Origin of the sequence: Desulfosarcina sp. (assembly GCF_046496365.1) — a bacterium.
In the GTDB taxonomy this organism is placed as follows: domain Bacteria; phylum Desulfobacterota; class Desulfobacteria; order Desulfobacterales; family Desulfosarcinaceae; genus Desulfosarcina.
Genome location: NZ_JAWOHB010000111.1, coordinates 1 through 5587, shown reverse-complemented (window position 1 = coordinate 5587; position 5587 = coordinate 1). Strand labels below are relative to the sequence as shown.

General features: G+C 56.8%; 6 protein-coding genes. 3 read left to right on the top strand and 3 right to left on the bottom strand.

Annotated features, from left to right (window positions below; all coding sequences use genetic code 11):
- Window positions 1-120: 120 nt before the first annotated feature.
- The 3 genes from R6V78_RS09575 to R6V78_RS09565 all read left to right on the top strand — a co-directional run bounded on the left by R6V78_RS09575 (window position 121) and on the right by R6V78_RS09565 (window position 2914).
- Window positions 121-459, top strand: coding sequence for a P-II family nitrogen regulator (locus R6V78_RS09575; protein ID WP_410289129.1), 339 nt, complete (start codon window positions 121-123; stop codon window positions 457-459).
- Window positions 460-516: 57 nt separating this feature from the next.
- Window positions 517-1929 carry a type I glutamate--ammonia ligase gene (glnA, locus tag R6V78_RS09570; RefSeq protein ID WP_410289128.1) on the top strand — a complete coding sequence of 471 codons (1413 nt, stop codon included), beginning with the start codon at window positions 517-519 and terminating at the stop codon, window positions 1927-1929.
- A gap of 142 nt (window positions 1930-2071) precedes the next feature.
- A complete protein-coding gene (locus tag R6V78_RS09565; RefSeq protein WP_410289127.1) occupies window positions 2072-2914 on the top strand; it encodes a D-amino acid aminotransferase in 843 nt (280 codons plus the stop codon).
- A gap of 205 nt (window positions 2915-3119) precedes the next feature.
- Here the strand turns inward: R6V78_RS09565 and R6V78_RS09560 are convergent, their stop codons facing one another.
- From R6V78_RS09560 to R6V78_RS09550, 3 genes are all read right to left on the bottom strand, one after another.
- Entirely contained in the window at window positions 3120-3716 is a 597-nt protein-coding gene (locus R6V78_RS09560) for a YceI family protein (protein WP_410289126.1), read from the bottom strand.
- An 84-nt stretch (window positions 3717-3800) separates the two neighbouring features.
- Complete coding sequence (locus R6V78_RS09555) at window positions 3801-5186, bottom strand: hypothetical protein (RefSeq protein ID WP_410289125.1); 1386 nt, start codon at window positions 5184-5186, stop codon at window positions 3801-3803.
- 59 nt (window positions 5187-5245) lie between these two features.
- Complete coding sequence (locus tag R6V78_RS09550; protein ID WP_410289130.1) at window positions 5246-5560, bottom strand: YajD family HNH nuclease; 315 nt, start codon at window positions 5558-5560, stop codon at window positions 5246-5248.
- Window positions 5561-5587 lie beyond the last annotated feature (27 nt).

Below are 5587 nucleotides of genomic sequence, written 5' to 3'. Positions count from 1 at the left end.
ATCCAGGGCCTGGACAATGCTCTGCACGGCGAACGCGGATTTGATATTACGTGAACCGGGTTCATCAATTCTGGAGAAGCGTCAATCGCTCTCCCGATCATCAATAACAGGAGGAAAAAAATGAAAAAGATTGAGGCCATCATCAAACCGTTTAAACTGGACGATGTGAAAGAGGCCCTCAACGAGATCGGCATACAAGGGATGACCATCTCGGAAGTCAAAGGCTATGGGCGCCAGAAAGGGCACAAGGAGATCTATCGGGGCGCCGAGTACGTGGTGGATTTTATCCCCAAAATCAAAATAGAGATCATCGTGGACACGGAGCGTGCCGCCCAGGTGGTGGATGCCATTCAAAAGGCTGCCAATACCGGTAAGATCGGTGACGGAAAGATTTTTGTGTTCTCCGTGGAGGAGGTGATCCGGGTGCGTACCGGTGAAAAAGGAATCGACGCCATCTAATCAGAAGTAATCTTTTAAGACACATTCTAACCAATTAACTGCTTAGCGGAGGAAATGATGACACCTGAACAAGTATTGACAATGGCAAAGGAAAACGGTGTGAAAGTCGTCGACATTCGTTTCATGGATTTCCCGGGCATGTGGCAGCACTTCAGTGTGCCCATCGGTGAACTTGACGAGGGCAGTTTTGAAGACGGATTCGGCTTCGACGGTTCCAGCATCCGGGGATGGCAGCCCATCAACGCCAGCGACATGCTGGTTATTCCCGATGTGGACACGGCAAAGATCGACCCTTTCTTTAAGGTTCCCACCCTGGTGCTCATCGGCGACATCGCCGATCCGATCACCCGGGAAGCCTACACCCGTGACCCGAGAAATATAGCCAAAAAGGCGGAATCCTTCCTCAAGAGTACCGGCATTGGGGATACGGCCTTTATCGGCCCAGAAGCCGAATTCTTCATCTTCGATGATATCCGTTACCGGAGCGATCCGCAAAGTGCGGCCTTTGCCATCGACTCGGTCGAGGGCATCTGGAACTCCGCACGGGATGAAGGTCCCAATCTGGGATACAAATCGCGTGTCAAGGAAGGTTATTTCCCCGTCCCACCATCGGACAAGTTCCAAGACCTGCGCACCGAAATGATGCTGACGCTGCAATCCTTGGGCATCGATGTGGAGTGCCAGCACCACGAAGTGGCCACCGCCGGCCAGTCGGAAATCGACATGCGTTTCAAGCCGCTGGTTCAGATGGCCGATCAGCTCATGTGGTTCAAGTACGTGCTGAAGAATGTGGCCTACCGGGCCGGCCACACGGTTACCTTTATGCCCAAACCGCTTTATGGGGACAACGGCAGCGGCATGCACACCCATCTGAGCATCTGGAAGGAAGGCAAGCCCCTTTTTGCCGGTGACAAATATGCCGGTGTCTCCCAACAGGCCCTCTGGGCCATCGGTGGGATCCTGACGCACTGCCGGGCGCTTTGCGCGTTCACCAACCCCACCACCAACTCATACAAGCGGCTGGTTCCCGGATACGAAGCACCGGTCAATCTGGCCTACTCCAGCCGCAACCGAAGCGCGGCCGTGCGCATTCCCATGTACTCGGCATCCCCCAAGGCCAAACGCATCGAGTTCAGAACGCCCGATCCATCCTGCAACGGGTACCTGGCCTTTTCAGCAATCCTGATGGCCGCCATCGACGGCATCCAGAACAAAATCGATCCGGGCGATCCACTGGACAAGAACATCTACGACCTGCCGCCCGAAGAACTGGCCGAGATCCCGTCCGCGCCGGGTTCCCTGGACAGCGCCCTGGCCGCCCTGGCCGAAGACAAAGCCTTCCTGCTCAAAGGCGACGTTTTTACCAAGGATGTGGTCGATATGTGGACCGACTACAAGACCGCCCATGAAGTCAATCCCGTGCGGTTGCGTCCGCATCCACACGAGTTCCACCTGTACTATGACATCTAAACAGACCAGTTTCTCCCGACGATAACCGGTTCTCTTAAAAACGGCAGCCTGCGACACCCAGCAGCGGGCTGCCGTTTTTATTGCAAAAATCAATCTGTTCTGCTATTTGGACCCATATTTGTGCGCCACACGAGGAGAAAACATGCGCGAACTTGCCTATGTCAATGGCGAAATAATGGAAATCCAAAAGGCCATGGTGCCTATCGAGGACCGCGGCTACCAGTTCGGCGATGCCGTCTACGAATTCATCGTCAGTTACAACGGCCGAATGTTCTGTCTGGAGGAGCACCTGGACCGTTTGCAGCGATCCATGGCAGGCCTGGAATTCCCGTCCATGGAACGGGAGTCGGTCCGCGGCGCGATATTGAAGCTGTTCGCAGCAGCCGCCATCCCGCGGGCAGGCCTCTATCTTCAGATATCCCGAGGGGTTGCACCCCGCAACCACCAGGTCCCGGAAGCTGCAGGGCAACAGGTCATCATGACGATCCGTGCGGTGACGGAAAAACCGACCGAATTGCGTGAAAACGGGGCCGCGGTCATCACCACCGAAGACTTGCGCTGGGGTCGTTGCGACTGGAAGACCGTTCAACTGCTGCCCAACGTGCTGGCCAAACAAAAGGCCGTGGCGGCCGGGGTCTTCGACGCCATTTTCGTATCCGCCGAAGGGGTGGTCCGCGAAGCCACCAGCTCCAACGTGGCCATCGTCAAGGACGGTGTGGTGGTCACCCACCCGCTGACGACCCACATCCTGCCGGGGATTACCCGCATGGTAGTGCTTGGTCTGTGCCGCGAGCTGGGGATTCCCGCAGAAGAGCGGTTTTTCAAAACGGGCGAACTGTACGGGGCCGATGAAGCTTTTCTGACCGGCACCGTCACCGAAGTGCTGCCCATCGTTAAGGTGGACGATACCGCCATCGGCACCGCCGAGGTGGGTCCTGTGACCAGACGATTGGCCGCCGAACTGCGGGAGCGGGCCCGGGCCTGAAATGAATTGAATTGTCGGCCAGGCCCCCCGGCCTTCCCAGGCGCGATCGCAAATTCTGGAAAGGGATCGGAGCAGCCACGACGGACGCACATACCTGTCACTGCATCAGGGCGGTCGGCAGACCGATCTGGAGCAGAACCAGCGCCGTGGCCGCCAAACGGTTCACGGCAGATCCCTGATGCATTGGATCGGATGCTCTCTTGGACTACTTCTTGCGGGTGACTTCCAGGCTGATGAGCACATCCACATCTTTTCCAACCACCCCCATGTCATAAAATTTTCCGCCGCCGACGTGATAGGCCAACCGGTCGATGGTCATGCGGGCTTCCAGACCGGCCACTTCGGATTTGTCGTCAAACGGGTGGTCCGTTACCCCCAGCAGGTGAAACGGCACGGCAATCGTTTGGCTGACATCCTTGACCGTCATGGTCCCTTCGACCACGTAGCGGTTGTCAGCGACATGCTTGACGGCGGTGCTTTTGAAAGTCATTTGCGGGTATTTTTTCGAATCAAAAAAATCACCCGAATTAAGATGGCTGTCGCGCTTGCTGTTACCGGTATTGATGCTTTTCACTTGGACTTCAAAATCGAAACGGCTGCCGGCCAGATCATCGGGAGAGAATATCACGGTCCCCTTGAAATCTTCAAAGTTGCCCCGCACGGTAGCGTAGATGTGTTGGATGCTGAAGTAGATGCTGGAATGGGGGGGGTCCAATTCCCATTGCGGTGCAGCGGCGGCCGTTTGGGTGGAAACGATCAGAACAAACAGTAAAACGATCGCGTGTTTGACCAATGATTTCATAAGATGCCTCCTGTTCGTCAGCTTGGGTAAAAGGGCTTGGGGGCCGGTTGTTGAACAACGATCTTTGTTTGAAGAATGGCAGGGTCAAAAGCCGAAAATTTCGGTAAAAATCGAACGGCGGGGGAATCCGAGCATTTTCAGGTCGGCTTTCATCCGGGTCATCATTGGCGGGGGGCCGCACAGAAATATGGCTGATCCGCGGCCACAGCCCTCAAGAAAAAGTCCCAACGATGTCCGGTTCAGTCGGGCAGTCCGAATTCCCTGTTCCGTACTTCGGGTAAATATAGGAATGTAGCGCAGGCCTGTCAATCGATCGGCCAGGAAGTCCATTTCGTCGGCGAACACCACGTGCTTTTTACTGCGGTTGCTCCAGATCAGGGTGGTGGGGCGGGAATCGCCGTTGTCGGCCATGAATCGCAGCATACTGAGCATGGGCGTAATGCCGATGCCCCCGGCGATCATGATCAACTCCCGATCCGGTTTTAGAAACAGGTGGCCGGTACGGCCGAAGGGGCCCTGCAGGAAAACCCGGTCTGCGGGTTGCAGGCTTTGCACCTCCCGGGTCCAGTCTCCGCATGCACGGATGGTGAACTGGAGCATTTCCGGACGGCTGGGCGTAGAAGAGAAGGTAAACGGATGGGGCTCCGGTGAAATATGCGCCGACCGGAAGGAAGCGATGGCAAACTGACCCGGGGCATAGGCCAACGGGAATGGTGTTGAGGGCTCCAGGTCCACGCGGGTGCAGTCGGCACCGGTGCGTTCAACCTGTGAGACGACCCAGGGTCTGCGGCGACTGCGCAGCCATGATGTGCGCACCCAGATCCAGACCATCGAAAAAAGACCCGCGGCGATAAAGACGGCCAGGCGGGGCTGCCCTTCATGGGTGAAGGTTTCGCTCACATTCAAAACATGAACAATCAGCAGCGTTGCGATCAGCAGACCGGTGATACGGTGAAAAGGCGCCCAGATGTGAAAGGCCAACCCCAGCGACCGCCGCCATCGGCTGCAGCCAAACTGCATCAGAACGATGGCCAGCAGCACCACCCCCACCCACTCCGGCCAGTAGCGCATCTCCAGCGGAACGACGATGGAACCCTCGGAAAGCAGTACACAGGCGGGATGCATCAGGGCCATCATGGCAATGGCCCAGGCATGTACCCGGTGTTGGCGGAGCAGGCCCGGCATGGAAAAAATACGGTCCAGGACCTTCAGTCGACCCGCCAGGGGCAGTTGGAACAGCAGAAGCAGACCCGTCGCCATACCCAGCATCTTGCCGGTAAGCAGACTGACCTTGCCGGCGCCAAATTTATACCACATGGACGGTGATTCGAAGAAAAAAGGAACCGCAAGCGCAGCGGCCAGCAATAGCAGGGAAAAAAGGATCGCCGCCGCCGCCCACAGATAACGCAAACCGGATGGTATGATTGCTGCGGTTGAAATGATTTCGTTTCCAGGATGGGGCCTTGCCATCGGCGCGCTCGGCATGCATATGCGGTCAGAGATTCACAGCGGATTCGCCGTGCGGGTTGTTATTTGTCTTTAAGCAGCGCCTCCAGGGCGGCAAAGGGTTTGTGCGAAAAATCAGAATCCGACGCCTGCGTTGATGATGAGCGGCCTTCATATGCCTCGGCCACCTCCAGGCGCCCGTGCTCGTTGTCGTGGCAATAAATGCACAGCAGTTCCCAGTTGCTGCCGTCAGGCGGGTTGTTGTCGTGGTTGTGATCCCGGTGGTGGACGGTGAGTTCCCTGAGCTGCTTGCCGCTGAATTCCCGACCGCAGCGACCGCAGACGTGGGCATACATTTTCAGGGCTTTCTCGCGGTAGGTCTTTTCCCGCTCTTGCATCTGGCGGCGGGCATCAGCCACCACTTG

Bases quoted from the DNA above. Each gene is read 5' to 3' on its own strand.
- R6V78_RS09575 (WP_410289129.1), top strand. From the start codon at position 121: ATGAAAAAGATTGAGGCCATCATCAAACCGTTTAAACTGGACGATGTG.
- glnA (WP_410289128.1), top strand. From the start codon at position 517: ATGACACCTGAACAAGTATTGACAATGGCAAAGGAAAACGGTGTGAAA.
- R6V78_RS09565 (WP_410289127.1), top strand. From the start codon at position 2,072: ATGCGCGAACTTGCCTATGTCAATGGCGAAATAATGGAAATCCAAAAG.
- R6V78_RS09560 (WP_410289126.1), bottom strand. From the start codon at position 3,716: ATGAAATCATTGGTCAAACACGCGATCGTTTTACTGTTTGTTCTGATC.
- R6V78_RS09555 (WP_410289125.1), bottom strand. From the start codon at position 5,186: ATGGCAAGGCCCCATCCTGGAAACGAAATCATTTCAACCGCAGCAATC.
- R6V78_RS09550 (WP_410289130.1), bottom strand. From the start codon at position 5,560: ATGCAAGAGCGGGAAAAGACCTACCGCGAGAAAGCCCTGAAAATGTAT.